This window comes from Streptomyces sp. NPDC060205 (assembly GCF_042728395.1).
Lineage (GTDB): Bacteria > Actinomycetota > Actinomycetes > Streptomycetales > Streptomycetaceae > Streptomyces.
On the sequence record NZ_JBHWZP010000258.1, the window covers coordinates 1 to 13,729 of the forward strand.

The following is a 13,729-nucleotide window of genomic DNA, read 5'->3' on the forward strand; positions in this document are numbered from 1 at the left end:
GAAACGTATTCAGCCCGTCCGGCGTTTGAGGACGAGCGCGTAGCGCGATTGGGGGGCGAGGGGGCGCAGCCCCCATGTGTGGACGGGAACGGGTAAGGGCGGCGGGGGCGAGGAAAGGGCCTTACAGCTCATCCAGACCCACCCGCCGGAAGGCGATCCCCTCGTACGGCCCCGCCGTACCCGTCTCGTACAGCACCCCCACCCTCCCCCCGGCCCCACCCAACTGGACCAGGTCCGAATACGCAGCCCGCCCCCCGGACAGCGTCAGCGCCTTCGTGAAGGTCCCCCCACCATCCCCACTACGCCACACGGCCATAGCCGTCCGAGCCGTCGGCACGGACGGCCCCGAGAACAGCAGCGGCGCCCCCGCAAAACCACCCACCTGCAGCACACTCCCCTGCACGACAGGCACATCGGACAGCGTCGACTGCACCCGGAACGGCCGGTCGAGCGTGACACCCCCGTCACTGGAGTAACTGTCGAGCCGGTTCCCCGCACTGCTCCCGTTCTGGTCGCGCGAGCTGACGTACAGCCGCCCGTCGGGCAGTTGCGCCACGGCACTCTCGTTCGCGTTGTTGACCCCGTCGTACGAGTCGTCGACGAACCCGATCCGCCACGACACCCCGCCGTCGTCGCTGTACAGGGCGTGCGCCCCGTAGTACTTGGCCTCCTGCCCGGTGTCGGCGGAGCCGGACGGCGGCGCGGCCGAGTGGTTGGCGGGCACGACGAGCCGCCCGGCGTACGGCCCCCGGGTCAGCGCCACCGCGTGCCCGGGCCCGGTGGCGTACCACCGCCAGCCCGGCCGTTTCACGGCGTCGGTGATCTCCCGGGGCTCACTGAAGCGGCGTCCGCCGTCCCGGCTGGTCTGCACGAAGACCCGCCGGCTCTGCTCCTGCGTGACCTCGCCGCGCATTATTTGCGCCTCGGTCACAGCACCGCTGTTGTAGGACGTGAGGAGGACGACCTTGCCGGTACGGGGATCGACGACGGGCGCGGGGTTGCCGCGGGTGTCGCCCTCACCGGCGGCGACGACGCTCAGGGGTCCCCACGTACAGCCGCCGTCCCCGGACCGTCTGAGGACGACGTCGATGTTGCCGGTGTCCCCGGCGCCGTTGTGCCTGCCCTCGGCGAAGGCGAGCACCGTGCCGGCCCTGGTCCTGACGGTGGCGGGGATGCGGTACGTGTCGTAGCCGTCCTCCCCGGCCGTGAAGGGCACGGAGGAGACGCAGCCCCGCGTCGGCCGTTCGGTGGCGCTCGCCGCGTGCGCGGTCCCGGGGGACGCGAGCGCGGCGGCGAGCCCGGCGACGACGACGGCGAGGGCACTGGGACGAAGACAGCTCTGCAAGGACACGGCTCACCCTTACCGGGACATGAGGCCCATGACATAGGACGTGGGATGTCGGCGGTGAAACTAGTGCGGCCCGAGGGGCAGGGCAATCCCCCCGCACCCTCGTATCGCTCGTATCACTCGTATCGCTCAGACCGCTCGGACCGCTCGGACTGCTCAGGCCGCTCAGGCCGCTCAGGCCGCCCCGGGTATCACGAGCCCCGACTCGTACGCCACGATCACCAGCTGCGCACGGTCGCGCGCCCTCAACTTGCCCATGATCCGGCTGACATGGGTCTTCGCGGTCAGCGGGCTGAGCCCCAGCGCCTCGGCGATCTCGGTGTTGTTGAGGCCGCGCGCGACCAGGGCGAGCACCTGCCGCTCCCGTTCGGAGAGCCCGTCGGGGCCGCCCACCGTGGACGTCACCATGTCGGGCGCGCGCAGGAAACGGGCGATGAGCCGCGCGGTCGGGCCCGGCGAGAGCAGGGACTCCCCCGCGGCCACGGTCCTGATGGCGTCGAGGAGTTCGGCAGGCCGGATGTCCTTCACCAGGAAGCCGGACGCCCCGGCCCGCAGCGCGTCGACGATGTGCTCGTCGGTGTCGTACGTCGTCAGGACCAGCACCTTCACCCCCGCCAGATCCTCGTCGGCGGCGATGAGCCGGGTCGCTTCGATCCCGTCCAGGTCGGGCATGCGCAGATCCATCACGACGAGGTCGGCCCGCGCGGAACGGGCCAGCTCCACCGCCTCGCGCCCGGTGCCCGCCTCGGCGACGACCTCCATGTCCCCGGCCGACGCGACGAGCATCGCGAACGAGGCCCGTACGAGGGTCTGGTCGTCGGCGAGCAGTACGCGGATCGTCATCGGGCCTCGTCCTCCCTGGGCAGCGGCAGTGCGGCGGTCACCTCGAAGCCCGTCGTGGGGCCCGGTCCGGCGTCCAGTGTGCCGCCCACGCTACGGGCCCGCTCCCGCATCCCCACGAGTCCGAACCCCGGCGTGCCGCCCGCCGTCCCCGGTCCGCCGGGACCCGTCCCGTCGTCCGTGACGCGTACCCGCAGCGCTCCCTCCGCGGTCCGCAGCCCCACCCGGACGGTGAGGTCGTCGCGTCCGCCGTGGCGCACGGCGTTGGTGAGCGCCTCCTGCACGATCCGGTAGGCGGCAGCCCCGACGGAGGGCGGTACGCCGTCCGCGTGGACGTCCAGTTCGACCTCGGCGCCCGCCGTCCTGGCCGCCTCCGCGAGCGCGGCCAGCCCGTCGAGTCCGGGCAGCGGCCCCCGCCCGTCCGGGGAACCGCTCAGGCCGATCTCGTTGGCCCGCAGCACCTCCAGCGTCGTACGCAGCTCTCCCCTGGCGGTCCGGCAGGTCTCCGCGATGCCGTCGAGGGCCTGGGCGACGGCCGCGCGGTCGAGCCGCTCGGGATCGACGGTGAGGACGTGGGCCGCCACCGACGTCTGCACGCCGATCAGGGTGATGCTGTGCGCGAGCAGGTCGTGCAGGTCACGGGCGATCCGCAGCCGTTCCTCGGCGACGCGGCGCCGGGCCTCCTCCTCGCGGGTGCGTTCGGCGCGTTCGGCCCGCTCGACGATGGAGGCCACGTACTGGCGGTAGAAACGGGCGTCGACGCCGAAGAACAGGACGGCGATGATCCAGCCGGAGATCCGCAGGAACTCCAGGGCCCCGTCCGGGTTGATCAAGCCATTGATGACCAGCGTCGGGCCGAGGACGGCGACGGCGGTGAGCAGCGTGCGGCGTACCGTGCCGGTCGCCGCGACCGTGTAGAGCGCGAGGAGGGTCGCGGGGACCGGCACGGCGTGGTTGTAGTCGAGGGCGTGGTACGGGCTCACGCAGGCCGCCACCGCGAGCAGTACGAGCAGCGGACGCTCGCGCCGCCACACGAGCGGCACGTGGGCGGCGGACAGCAGGGCCCAGCCGAGCGGGTCGAGCGGGCGTCCGTCGACGACGAGCAGCGCGAGGACGACGGCGACCACGGCGACGCCGGCGGCGAGGAACGCGTCGTTGCGGGTGCGGTGGGGCGCGGTGAGCGGGTCACGGTTGAGGACCGCCATGACGCGCTCGACACGGCGGGGCCGCACGTCACCGCGCACGGCGTCACCGCGTGCGGGTTCACCGCGTGCGGGTTCGCCCGGTACGGCTGTGGTCGCTCCCCGTTGCTGCACGGCTCCATCTTCCGGTACGGGGGCGCCCCTCCGGCAGGAAGCGGGAGAGGCGCCCGGTGGGACGGTACGGGTGATCAGGGCGCGCCGACCCGTTCCGGCTGCCGGGGCGGCTCGGTCGGTTCCCCGGGCCCGCCTCGCTCTCCGGGTTCGCGGGAGAGCGCACCGGGCCACCACACCTTCCGGCGCAGGGCGACGCTGGCGCTGGTCACCAGGTACGTCCGTACGAGGAAGGTGTCGAGGAGCACGCCGACGGCGATCACGAAGCCGAGTTCGACGAGTTGCACGAGGCCCATGTTCGTCAGCACGGCGAAGGTCGCGGCGAGGACCAGGCCCGCCGAGGCGATGACCCCGCCGGTGGTGCGCAGGGCGGTGAGCGCGGCGGCGGCCGGTTCGGCTCCGGCGAGGGACTCCTCCCGCATCCGGTGCATGAGGAAGATGCCGTAGTCGACGCCGAGGGCGACGAGGAACACGAAGGACAGCAGCCCGAGCCCCGGATCGGTTCCCTCGAAGCCGAGGACCGGCCCGAAGACCAGGCCGCCGATGCCGAGGGCCGCACCCCAGACGGCGACCACGGCGGCCACCAGGAGGAGCGGCGCGACGAGGCTGCGCAGCAGTCCGATCAGGATGAGCAGCACGGAGACGAGGACGAGCGGTACGACGATCTTCGTGTCCCGGCTGTTGGTGTCCTCCAGATCGATCTGCTGGGCGCTGGCCCCGCCGACGTAGGACCCCTGCAACTCCTGGCGCAGGGCCTTGATGGTGGCGGTCTCCCCCGCCGACTGGGGTGCGTCGCGGGCGATGACGGAGATCTCCGTCCAGCCGTCCGCGGTACGGCCCTTCTCGGCGCTCTCTACCCCCCGCGTGTCCCGGATCGACGTGAGCGCCCGATCCGCGCGGTCCGCCGGGGCGATCACGTCGATGGGCTGGGTGCCGTGCCCCGGGTAGGCCCTGGCGAGGGTCTCCATGGCGGTGACGGCCTCCGGCCTGTCGACGAAGGAGTCCTCCTGCTTGACCGGCCCGGGGAGGTTGAGCGTGCCGAGGGCGAGGGCGCCGAGCAGGACGGCTCCGGTGGCGAGCACGGTCAGCGGCCTGCGCCCGGCGGAGCTGCCCATCGCGGCGAACAGGCTCCGGCGGCGCGGCTTGGGCTCGCTGCCGAAGGCGGGGACCAGCGGCCAGAACACGCGCCGGCCCAGCAGGACGAGGATCGCCGGGAGCAGGGTCAGCATCGCGATGAGCGCGCAGAGGACCCCGACCGTGCCGAGGGGGCCCATGCCCCGGCTGCTGTTGAGGTCGGCGGCGAGCAGGCACAGCAGGCCGACGGCGACGGTGCCGGAGGAGGCGAGCACGGCGGGCCCGCAGCCGCGCAGGGCGGCGGCCATGGCGTCGTACGGGCGCTCGACGCGCCGCAGTTCCTCGCGGTAGCGGGAGACGAGCAACAGGGCGTAGTCGGTGCCCGCGCCGAACACGAGGATCGTCATGACGCCCGAGCTCTGGCCCGAGACGGTGGTCCCGAAGGCCTGGTTGAGGCCGTAGGCGACGCCCATCGACAGATAGTCGGCGACGCCCGCGACGGCGAGCGGGACGAGCCACAGCACCGGGCTGCGGTAGATGAGGACGAGCAGCAGGGCCACGACACCGACGGTGGTGTAGAGGAGAGGTCCGCCGAGCGAGTCGTAGACCTTGCCGGCGTCGGTGGCGAGGGCTCCGGTGCCGCCGACCTCGACGCTGAGCCCGTCCTGGCCGTGGGCGGTGCTCCGGACGTCCTCGACGAGTGCGTCGCGCAGTTCCTCGTCGGTGCCGGGTTCGTTGCTGACGAGCGGGTACATCAGGGTCGTCCCGTCGTCGGACGGGATCCCCTCGGGTACGGCGGTCCCGCCGACGAACTCGTGCGTCCCGGCGATCTCCGCGACCTGGCCGGCCGCGACCTGCCGGTCGGCGGCGCTCAGTCCGCCCTGGCGGTGGTACACGATCACCAGCTCGGTGCTCTCGCCGCCGGGGAGCCGTTCCTGGATCTTCGCCACCTGGGTCGAGTCGGCGCTCGCCGGCAGGTAGTCGGTGACGCGGTCGTGCTGCACGTCGGCGAGCTTCGCGGCGAACGGGGCGGCCAGGGCGAGCACGGCCACCCACAGCCCGAGCAGCGCCCAGGGGACGGCTCGCCTGCGCCGCTTGCTTGTCGTGGTTGCTTTCCCAGCCCCCATGAACGATCTCCCTCTCGACGAATCCGGCTTCTCCTTCAGCCTTTCGCTGCGGAGGGGCGGTTGCGTCGGACGGGGGTCTGAGTGTGCGGCTACTGCCGGGGGTGACGGGGGGCGGGGATTACTCCCGGGGGAGTACTAGGACTAGTCGCGCAGTTCCCCGCGCCCCTGAAAGGCAAAAGCCGCGTGCGTCCATACCTGCGGGCCCGGTGGGGGTCACCCGCGCAGTTCCCCGCGCCCCTGAAAGGCGGGGCTGCGCCCCGGCTTTTGTCCTTTTGCCCCCGCCGAGCCCGCAGCCGAGGTGGGTCAGGCCAGGGCGCAGCCCCGCTTTTGAGGGGCGCGGGGAACTGCGCGAACGGCCCCCACCGGGGCCGCAGGTTCAAGCGATCGGCCAGCGGGGGCCTTTGGCTTTCAGGGGCGCGGGGAACTGCGCGGTCGGTTCGTCGGGGGCGCGGGGTCAGGACGGGGTGCGGGCCGCCGTGAGGAGGCGGGTCACGTCGTCCGCGCAGATCGTGAGCGCCGCCCCCACCGTAGTCAACGCCTCCCGCTCAGCCGGCGTGTACGGCCCGTCCGCGAGAGCGATCCGCGCGCCCTGGAGCAGGATCGCCTCCCGCCCGGCAGGGGCGAGGTGCGGGGCCAGCGGGTCCAGCGCCTCGTGCAGCTCTATGGACAGCCCCGGCCCGCACGGCTCCCCGAAGATCCGCCCGGTGTCGGCCGCCAGCGCCTCCACGAGCGCCGCGAGCTGATCCTCCGTACAGTCGTCGAACCCCGCGGAGCGCACCGCGACCGCGGCCGTCTCCAGCGACGTACGGGCGCACGTACCCCCCGCCGCGAGCACCGCGAGAGCCACCGTGTGCACGGCGTCCCGCAGCATCGCAGAGAAGCGCGTCGTCGTCGGATGGTCGAGGACGTCCGCGCTGTAGTGGTGGCCGCAGGCCGCACACTCGACGACGGGCCCGGTCTCCCCGCGCGGTATGACCGGCACGCCGAGGCAGGTGAAGCGGCGCCGCCCGGTGAGCCGCTGGTAGTTGCGGTCGCCTCCGCAGCCCGGGCAGAAGAACTCGCCGTCGCCGACGGTGGTCCACGCGGTCCTGGTTCCGAGGATGCGCGAAACGCCCATGGTGCCGGCGCGGACAAACCGGCCGTTTCGTCCCCATCCTGGCAGCACGTTCGCACCTCCGTAACCCCACGGCAACATCGCCGCGTTGGCGTGATGTTAGCCACATTGTTGATGCGGAGTCAGTACCCCGGGAGAGGCCACTCGTCGACATGGCCGGATAAACGCAGTGGCCCCGCCCGCCTGTGAGGCGGACGGGACCACAGAAACGCAGGTGAACGGCCTTATCGCGTGGCGCGGTTGACGGCGGAGACGACTGCCTTCAGGGACGCGCGTGTCGTATTCGCGTCGATGCCGATCCCCCACAGAACCTTGTCGCCGATCGCGACCTCGATGTACGAGGCGGCCACCGCGGAGGCGCCCTCGCTCATCGTGTGCTCCTGGTAGTCCAGCAGCCGGGCGTCGACGCCGATGCCCTGCAGCGCGTGGAAGAACGCGGAGATCGGGCCGTTGCCGGTACCGACCAGGGTGGTCTCGGCGCCGTCCACCTCGGCCTCGACGGTCAGCGTGTCCACGCCGTCCTTGTCCGTCGTGGACTGGCCGTTGCGGACCTGGACGCGGCCCCAGGGGTTGTCCGGGTTGGGCAGGTACTCGTCCTGGAAGACCGACCAGATGTCGCTGCCCGTGACCTCGCCGCCCTCGGCGTCCGTCTTCGCCTGGATGATCTTCGAGAACTCGATCTGCATCCGGCGCGGCAGGTCCAGCTTGTGGTCGTTCTTCAGGACGTACGCGATACCGCCCTTGCCGGACTGCGAGTTGACCCGGATGACGGCCTCGTACGAGCGGCCGACGTCCTTCGGGTCGATCGGCAGGTACGGGACGGCCCACTCGATGTCGTCGACCGTGACGCCCTTGGCGGCGGCGTCGGCCTCCATCGCGTCGAAGCCCTTCTTGATGGCGTCCTGGTGGGAGCCGGAGAAGGAGGTGTAGACGAGGTCGCCGACGTACGGGTGGCGGGCGTGGACCTCCATCTGGTTGCAGTACTCGGCGGTGCGGCGGACCTCGTCGATGTTCGAGAAGTCGATCTGCGGGTCGACACCCTGCGAGAACAGGTTCATGCCCAGCGTGACCAGGTCGACGTTGCCGGTGCGCTCGCCCTGCCCGAACAGGCAGCCCTCGATACGGTCGGCGCCGGCCATCAGCGCCAGCTCGGCGGCGGCCACCGCCGTACCGCGGTCGTTGTGCGGGTGGACGGACAGGCAGACGTACTCGCGGCGGGAGAGGTTGCGCGACATCCACTCGAAGCGGTCCGCGTGCGTGGAGGGTGTGGAGCGCTCCACGGTGGCGGGCAGGTTCAGGATGATCTCGCGGTCCGGGCCCGGCTGCCAGACGTCCATGACGGCCTCGCAGACCTCCAGGGCGAAGTCCAGCTCGGTGTCGGTGAAGATCTCGGGGCTGTACTGGTACCCGAAGGTCGTCTCGGGGCCCAGCAGCTTCTCCGCGTACTCGACGACCAGGCGGGTGCCGTCGACGGCGATCTGCTTGATGTCGTCCTTGGAGCCGCGGAAGACCACGCGGCGGAAGACGGGCGCGGTGGCGTTGTACAGGTGGACGTTCGCGCGCCTGGCGCCCTTCAGCGACTCGACGGTCCGCTCGATCAGGTCCTCGCGGGCCTGGGTCAGTACGGAGATCGTCACGTCGTCGGGGATCGCGCCCTCTTCCTCGATGATCGAGCGCACGAAGTCGAAGTCGGTCTGGCCCGACGCCGGGAAGCCGACCTCGATCTCCTTGTAGCCCATCGACACCAGCAGGTCGAACATCTCGCGCTTGCGCGCGGGCGACATGGGGTCGATCAGGGCCTGGTTGCCGTCACGCAGGTCGGTGGAGAGCCAGCGGGGAGCGGTGGTGATCCGGTTGTCCGGCCACGTACGGTCGGGGATGTCGACCTGGTCGTACGGCTGGTACTTGTGGATCGGCATGGAAGTGGGCTGCTGGCGGTTCGCCATGATGCGAGGGCTCCTCTTGGTCCGCTTGATCCTCGGAACCGGTGGGTTCTCGAATCCGAGGGACGGCCGACGGCGCAACGCCAGAACTCCGCGGGGAGGGGGTCGGCCTCGACTACAGGCCCTCGCCGCGGCAGCTAAGGAGAAGCAGCCCGAAACGCATGATGCTCCGCATGCTATCGGAGTCCCACGCGGCGCGGTCCCCCGTATCACTATGCGGGATACGACATCACCGCCGAACCAGACCGCTCCCCGCCCCACCGTGGCACGCGCACCTCAAGGACTGCGCAGTTCCCCGCGCCCCTAAAAACCCCCGCACGGGTCCGCCGCACGCACACGTCAAAGATTGCGCCGTTCCCCGCGCCCCTGAAGACGAACACCGCACCGCCGTCGCACGCGCGCCTCAAGGACTGCGCAGTTCCCCGCGCCCCTGAAAAAGCCCCCTCACCCGCCGTCGCAAGCACACGCCAAAGATTGCGCCGTTCCCCGCGCCCCTAGGCGGGTGGGGGTGCAGCCGACAGCGCACGGTCAGGCCCCACCACCTAGGGGCGCGGGGAACTGCGCAGTCTTTTGGTTTTTGGGGGCGCGGGGAACTGCGCGGGCAACCCCCACCGGACCCGCGGCCGTACACGAAAGCGGACCCCGGTGCCCCCCTTATGCCCCCATTTCACCAATCATGGTTGCCCCTAGTGACAGTCACGTCACACAGTGCAATGGTGCCGGGCATGACGACATACGGGGGCTTCGAGCCCGTCTTCTGCACCATCATTCCGCCCCACGTCCTCGACACCCTGGCAACGGCAGAGGACCGCACGCTCGCCGGCAAGGCCCGCCGCACCCTGGAGCGGGACGCCTTCGAGCGCACCCACCGCCGGCTGACGACAGTCCTCGGCGCACCCGCCCTCGCCCCGCCGAGCGGCGCCGCCAAGGACAAGCCGAACCGCACGATCTACGACGCGAGGCACAAGCAGGACCTGCCCGGCAAGAAGGTCCGCGGGGAGGGCGACAAACCCGGCAAGGACTCCACGGTCAACCGCGCGTACGCCGGCCTCGGCGCGACCTTCGAGCTGTTCCTGAAGGCGTACGAGCGCAACTCGATCAACGGCGAAGGGCTGCCGCTGAACGCGACCGTGCACTTCGACGAGGAGTACAACAACGCCTTCTGGAACGGCGAGCAGATGGTGTTCGGCGACGGTGACGGCGAGATCTTCCTCGACTTCACCATCCCCGTCGACGTCATCGGCCACGAACTCACGCACGGCGTCACGCAGTACACCGCGAACCTGACGTACTTCGGCCAGCCGGGCGCGCTCAACGAGTCGATGTCCGACGTCTTCGGCTCGCTCATCAAGCAGTACACGCTCGGCCAGAGCGCCGCCGACGCCGACTGGCTGATCGGCGCGGGCCTGCTCGCCCCGCGTGTCACGGGCAAGGCCCTGCGCTCGATGAAAGCCCCGGGCACGGCGTACGACGACGACGTGCTCGGCAAGGACCCGCAGCCCGCCACGATGGACGACTACGTCCGCACCGGTCGCGACAACGGCGGGGTGCACATCAACTCCGGCATCCCCAACCACGCCTTCTACCTGACGGCGACCGCGCTCGGCGGCAACGCCTGGGAGAAGGCCGGGAAGATCTGGTACAGCGTGCTGACCGGCGGTGAGCTGGACTCGCAGGCGAGCTTCACGGACTTCGCGACCCTGACCCTGGCCCAGGCCCGCGCCCTGTTCGGCGAGGGCGAGGAACTGCAGGCCGTCACGAAGGCATGGGAACAGGTCGGGGTACCGACCGGCTGACCGGACCATGGCTCGGGCCCGCGATTCGTACTAGACAGGGACCCATGCGTATTCAGGTACGACGCACCGGCGGATTCGCGGGCATCGAGCGGCACGCCGAGGTGAACACCTCGGGCCGCGCCGACGCCCAGGACTGGCACGCCCTGGCCGAGCAGGCGGTCGCCGCCGGCCGGGGCACGCCCCCCATAGGCGTTCCGGACGGCTTCAGCTACCAGATCACGGTGGACGGGAAGACGGTCTACTGCGCGGACCCGCGGCTGACGGACGAGCAGCGGAAACTGATCTCAAGGGTCCTGAAGGAGGGCGCGTAGGCACCCGGCGGGGCCGTGCCGGAGCCAGTACGAGGTCAGTACGAGACCAGTAACGGCCAGTTCACGCAACGCCGTTGACTTCGCTTACCGCCGGTACGGATGATCGCGCGCATGACTGACGCGGCGACGAACCCGATACCCCCGTTCCCGGCCGGCTTCCTCTGGGGGGTCTCCACCTCGGCCCATCAGATCGAGGGCGCGGCGGATCTGCGCGCCCCTTCCGTGTGGGACGCCTTCACGGCCGGACCGGGCCGGGTGAAGGACGGTTCGACGGCCGCGGTGGCCTGCGACCACTACCACCGCTACCCCGAGGACGTGGCGCTCCTGCACGGCCTCGGGGTGGACGCGTACCGCTTCTCCGTCTCCTGGCCGCGGGTGAACTCCCCCGGCGGCCTGGACTTCTACGACCGGCTGGTCGACGAGCTGTGCGCGGCGGGCGTACGCCCCGTCCCGACCCTCTTCCACTGGGATCTGCCGCTGTCGGAGGCGGCGGGGGGCGGCTGGCTGGAGCGGGACACGGCCGGACGGTTCGCCGAGTACGCCGCGCTGGTCGCCGCCCGCCTCGGCGACCGGGTCGGCAAGTGGATCACCCTCAACGAGCCCGCCGAACACACCCTGCTGGGCCACGCCCTGGGTGCGCACGCGCCCGGCAAGCAGCTCCTGTTCGACGCGCTGCCCGCCGCGCACCACCAGTTGCTGGCCCACGGCCTCGCCGTACAGGCCCTGCGGGCGGCCGGGGCCACGGACATCGGGATCGCCAACTCGCACGGTCCGACCTGGCCCGCCTCGCAGGAACCCGCGGACCTGGAGGCGGCCGGCTTCTACGACCTGCTCCTCAACCGGCTGTTCGCCGACCCGGTGCTGCTCGGCCGGTACCCGGACGGCATCGGTGAGCTGATGCCCGGCGGCGCCGAGGACCTCGCGGCGGACCTGAAGATCATCGGCCAGCCGGTCGACTGGTACGGGATCAACTACTACGCCCCGACGCGGGTGGGCGCGCCGCAGGGCTCCGAGATCGAGTTCGGCGGCCTGACCATGCCCGCCGAACTCCCCTTCTCCGTACGGGAGATCGAGGGCTACCCGGTCACGGACTTCGGCTGGCCGGTGGTCCCGGAAGCACTCACCGAACTGCTGGTGGACTTCCGCGCACGGTACGGCGACCGGCTCCCGCCCGTCGTCATCACGGAGAACGGCTGCTCGTACGAGGGTCTCGACGACCAGGAGCGGATCAGCTACCTGGACGGTCATCTGCGGGCCCTGCACCGGGCGTACGAGCAGGGTGTGGACGTCCGCGGGTACTTCGTGTGGTCGCTCCTGGACAACTTCGAGTGGGCCGAGGGGTACGCGCGCCGCTTCGGCCTCGTGCACGTCGACTTCGGGACGCTGGAACGGACCCCGAAGGCGTCGTACCACTGGCTGCGGGACGTACTGCGGGCGCAGCGGCCGGGACACGTGGGACAGCCGTGACGGCGTCCGCGCACGGGCCCTTACCCGGCGGCCCGGCGCTCACCGAGCCCGTCGAACGGGTGGGCCGGGGCTGGACGGCGGCCCTCTCGCTCGCCAACGGGGCGATCTGGGTGGGCTGGTTCGGGCCGCTGCAGATCCTCCTCGCCTCCCAGGCGGAGGACTTCGCACCCGGCACGGGCCTGTCGAAGGAGGCGCTCCTGGCCTGGGTGACGGGCGCGGGCGCACTGGTGTCGCTGCTCGCGAACCCGGTCTTCGGCGCGCTGTCCGACCGTACGACGTCCCGCTGGGGCCGCCGCACGCCGTGGATCGTGGCGGGCACGGCGGGCGGCGCGCTGTCGCTGGTGCTCCTCGGAGCGGCGGGCGGCCCGTGGACGATGGCGCTCGGCTGGTGCCTGGCGCAGCTGACCCTCAACGCGGCCTGGGCCGCCGTGACGGCCGCCGTACCGGACCGGGTGCCGCGGCGGCAGCGGGGCGCGGTGGGCGGCTGGCTGGGCGCCGCCCAGATCCTGGGCGTGGTCGGCGGGACGGGCCTGGCGACGCTCGCCGGGGGCGTCACGGCGGGCTACGCGGCCTGTGCGGCCTTCACCCTCCTCGGCGTCCTGCCGTACGTCCTGCGCCACCGGGACATCCGGCTGCCCCGCGCGGCCCGGCCCCCCTGGTCCTGGCGCGCCTTCCTGGGCTCCTTCTGGCTGAGCCCGCGCCGCTACCCCGACTTCGGCTGGGCCTGGCTGACGCGGTTCCTGGTCAACCTGAGCAACAGCCTGGGCGTCATGTATCTCCTGTACTTCCTCCGGGACCGCCTGCACCACTCCGATCCCGAGCAGGGCGTCCTGATCCTGACCTCGCTGAACGCGACGATGCTGCTCGCCACGGTCGTCGTCGCGGGCATCTGGTCGGACCGCGTGGGCCGCCGCAAACCGTTCGTGACCTGCTCGGGCGTCGTCATGGCCATCGCGGCCGGAGTGATCGCGGCCTGGCCGACGTGGACCGGCACGGTGGTCGCCTCGGTCCTGCTGGGACTGGGCTTCGGGGTCTTCGCGTCGGTGGACTTCGCGCTGATGACGGACGTGCTGCCGAAGGCGCGGGACCGCGGGAAGGATCTCGGCGTGATCAACGCGGCGAACGCTGTGCCGCAGGTGGCTGCGCCTGTGCTGGCCGCGCCGATCGTGACGTATCTGGGGGGATACCGGGTGCTGTACGCCGTGGCGGCGGTGATCGGGCTGGCGGGGGCGGTCCTGGTGTACCGGATCAGGGGGGTGGAGTAAGGGGATTTTTTCTCGCCCCCGCCGCCCCTACCCGTCCCGTCACTGACTCGGGGGCTCCGCCCCCGAACCCCCGCTCCACAAACGCCGGAGAGGCTACCCACTAGCCCGTCCGGCGTTTGAGGACGAGCGCG

At 71.5% G+C, this 13,729-nt stretch carries 10 protein-coding genes; 4 read left to right on the forward strand and 6 right to left on the reverse strand.

Annotation, left to right across the window (positions count from 1 at the left end; translation table 11 throughout):
* Positions 1 to 121: 121 nt before the first annotated feature.
* The 6 genes from ACFWGJ_RS32900 to leuA form a co-directional block, all read right to left on the reverse strand.
* Complete coding sequence (locus tag ACFWGJ_RS32900; protein ID WP_387331978.1) at positions 122 to 1,345, reverse strand: exo-alpha-sialidase; 1,224 nt, start codon at positions 1,343 to 1,345, stop codon at positions 122 to 124.
* A 177-nt stretch (positions 1,346 to 1,522) separates the two neighbouring features.
* Positions 1,523 to 2,191: a response regulator gene (locus tag ACFWGJ_RS32905; RefSeq protein ID WP_387331963.1), complete on the reverse strand. Its 669-nt coding sequence runs from the start codon at positions 2,189 to 2,191 to the stop codon at positions 1,523 to 1,525.
* Positions 2,188 to 3,393, reverse strand: coding sequence for a sensor histidine kinase (locus ACFWGJ_RS32910; protein WP_387331980.1), 1,206 nt, complete (start codon positions 3,391 to 3,393; stop codon positions 2,188 to 2,190). The genes ACFWGJ_RS32905 and ACFWGJ_RS32910 overlap by 4 nt, the downstream gene beginning before the upstream one ends.
* 185 nt (positions 3,394 to 3,578) lie before the next feature.
* Positions 3,579 to 5,702, reverse strand: a complete 2,124-nt coding sequence (locus ACFWGJ_RS32915) for an MMPL family transporter (protein WP_387331965.1) — start codon at positions 5,700 to 5,702, stop codon at positions 3,579 to 3,581.
* A 454-nt stretch (positions 5,703 to 6,156) separates the two neighbouring features.
* Complete coding sequence (locus ACFWGJ_RS32920; RefSeq protein WP_387331967.1) at positions 6,157 to 6,867, reverse strand: TerB family tellurite resistance protein; 711 nt, start codon at positions 6,865 to 6,867, stop codon at positions 6,157 to 6,159.
* A gap of 173 nt (positions 6,868 to 7,040) precedes the next feature.
* A complete protein-coding gene (leuA, locus tag ACFWGJ_RS32925) occupies positions 7,041 to 8,762 on the reverse strand; it encodes a 2-isopropylmalate synthase (protein WP_387331969.1) in 1,722 nt (573 codons plus the stop codon).
* A gap of 722 nt (positions 8,763 to 9,484) precedes the next feature.
* Between leuA and ACFWGJ_RS32930 the strand changes: the two genes are divergently transcribed.
* From ACFWGJ_RS32930 to ACFWGJ_RS32945, 4 genes are all read left to right on the forward strand, one after another.
* Positions 9,485 to 10,555, forward strand: coding sequence for a M4 family metallopeptidase (locus ACFWGJ_RS32930; RefSeq protein ID WP_387331971.1), 1,071 nt, complete (start codon positions 9,485 to 9,487; stop codon positions 10,553 to 10,555).
* Positions 10,556 to 10,599: 44 nt separating this feature from the next.
* Complete coding sequence (locus ACFWGJ_RS32935; RefSeq protein WP_384814750.1) at positions 10,600 to 10,866, forward strand: protealysin inhibitor emfourin; 267 nt, start codon at positions 10,600 to 10,602, stop codon at positions 10,864 to 10,866.
* 99 nt (positions 10,867 to 10,965) lie between these two features.
* Positions 10,966 to 12,333 carry a GH1 family beta-glucosidase gene (locus tag ACFWGJ_RS32940; RefSeq protein WP_387331974.1) on the forward strand — a complete coding sequence of 456 codons (1,368 nt, stop codon included), beginning with the start codon at positions 10,966 to 10,968 and terminating at the stop codon, positions 12,331 to 12,333.
* The gene (locus ACFWGJ_RS32945; RefSeq protein WP_387331976.1) at positions 12,330 to 13,598 is read left to right on the forward strand and encodes an MFS transporter; all 1,269 of its coding nucleotides are present in this window, start codon (positions 12,330 to 12,332) and stop codon (positions 13,596 to 13,598) included. Before ACFWGJ_RS32940 ends, ACFWGJ_RS32945 begins: the two co-directional genes overlap by 4 nt.
* Positions 13,599 to 13,729 lie beyond the last annotated feature (131 nt).